The organism is Brevibacterium sp. FME17, from assembly GCF_014897515.1.
In the GTDB taxonomy this organism is placed as follows: domain Bacteria; phylum Actinomycetota; class Actinomycetes; order Actinomycetales; family Brevibacteriaceae; genus Brevibacterium.
This window is the reverse complement of sequence record NZ_JABUYD010000075.1, coordinates 1-874: the sequence shown is the minus strand read 5'-3', so window position 1 is coordinate 874 and position 874 is coordinate 1. Positions and strand designations below refer to the sequence as shown.

Sequence of the window (874 nt, the reverse complement as noted above, 5' to 3'; positions counted from 1 at the left end):
GCCATTGCTTGACGTAGGCAAACGAACGCTCGACGACATTGCGGTTCCGATACGCAGCGGCATCGAACGCCGGCGGCCGCCCACCCTTGCTGCCGCGCTTCTTTCGAGTCGCGATCTGGTCTTTCTTCTCCGGGATCACTGTGCGGATTCCACGCGAACGCAGGTATTCGCGGTTGCCTCTGGACCCATAAGCACGATCCGCCAGAACGGAGTCCGGGCATGTGCGAGCACGCCCACCACCAGCCCGGGGCACTCGAATATCAGCCAGGACCTGCGGCAGAATTACCCCGTCGTGACGTTGCCCGCCGGTGACCACCACCGCCAAAGGTCGACCCTTACCGTCGACGGCATGGTGGATCTTCGTCGTCAGCCCACCACGAGAGCGACCGATGCCGTGCCCGGCCGGCTCACACTCCGAATCGGGAGAATTCTTGTAATTCGACGTAGCCCCCTGTGTCTTGGTCAGGGCGTGTCGTGTTCGTTGCATGCTGGTGGGCACGGTTGATGGTGCCATCGACGGAGACGTTCCAATCGATGTCACCGGCAGCATCGGCATCAGAAAGCACGTGGGCCAGCACCCGGTCCCAGGTGCCGTCGGCGGCGTAGCGGCGGTGGCGTTTCCATACTGTCTGCCAGGGGCCGAAGTGCTCGCGTGGCAAGTCGCGCCAGGCGATGCCGGCCCGGTATCGGTAGACGATTCCTTCGACGATTCGACGGTTGTTCTCAAACGGTCGGGCTCTTTTGCCGACGTTCGAGGGCAACAGTGGTTCGATTTTCTCCCACTGCTCATCAGTGAATACTCGGTGTCGTTGCTTTGTCGTCACCAACCCACCGTGTCAGTCCTGGAATCGTCAATAAAGGAGACACGCCCTAG

1 protein-coding gene is annotated in these 874 nt (G+C 61.4%); it reads right to left on the bottom strand.

The window, feature by feature from the left end; genetic code table 11:
* A protein-coding gene (locus INT40_RS20865; RefSeq protein ID WP_226831735.1) for an IS5 family transposase occupies positions 1 to 827 on the bottom strand; the annotation gives its coding sequence in 2 pieces (ribosomal slippage) (positions 1 to 451 and positions 453 to 827; 826 coding nt annotated over the 2 pieces). This gene is flagged as partial in the annotation.
* Positions 828 to 874: the final 47 nt, after the last annotated feature.